Origin of the sequence: Streptomyces montanus (genome assembly GCF_005786655.1) — a bacterium.
GTDB lineage: Bacteria > Actinomycetota > Actinomycetes > Streptomycetales > Streptomycetaceae > Streptomyces > Streptomyces sporangiiformans.
The window spans coordinates 1-622 of the sequence record NZ_VBZC01000166.1; the positions used below are offsets into that span (position 1 = coordinate 1).

Annotated in this window: 1 protein-coding gene; it reads right to left on the reverse strand. The window is 69.5% G+C overall.

The genetic code is table 11. The features are described from left to right. Positions 1-410, reverse strand: a 410-nt coding sequence (locus FE633_RS46945; RefSeq protein WP_246114169.1) for a phosphopantetheine-binding protein, incomplete at its 3' end; no start/stop codon positions are given. Between the last annotated feature and the right edge of the window lie 212 nt (positions 411-622).

Genomic DNA, 622 nt, shown 5'->3' on the forward strand with positions numbered 1-622 from the left:
CCGTCGCCGACCAGTCGGGAGCGCAGCAGATCGTGGCGGTCCCAGACCGCCGCCAACGTCGCCGTCAGACCCGCCCCGTCGATCCCGACCGGCAGATCCACCACCGACGACATCGTGAACCGCCCATACCCGCCACCCAGTTCCAGCAGATACCGCGCCACCGGCAACAGCGGCACAAACCCCACACCGCCGCCCTCGAACTCCTCCAGCACCACCGCCGCACCACGACCCGCCGCAACCACCGCCAGCTCCGCGACCGTCCGATGCTGGAACACCTCCCGCGGCGTCACCTCCACCCCACGCGCCCGCGCCCGCGACACGACCTGAATGGAACGGATACTGTCCCCGCCCACCGCGAAGAAGTCGTCATCCACCCCCACCCGGTCCACACCCAAAACCTCGGCGAACACCGCCGCCAACACCCGCTCCGTCTCCGACGACGGAGCCCGGTACGTCTCCCCCTTGAACACCGGCGCCGGCAACGCCGCCCGATCCAGCTTCCCGTTCGGCGCCAACGGCAACCGGTCCAACACCACAAACGCCGACGGCACCATGAACTCCGGCAACCGCCCCGCCACAAACTTCCGCAACTCCGGAACCGACACACCCGCCGTCAGATCGA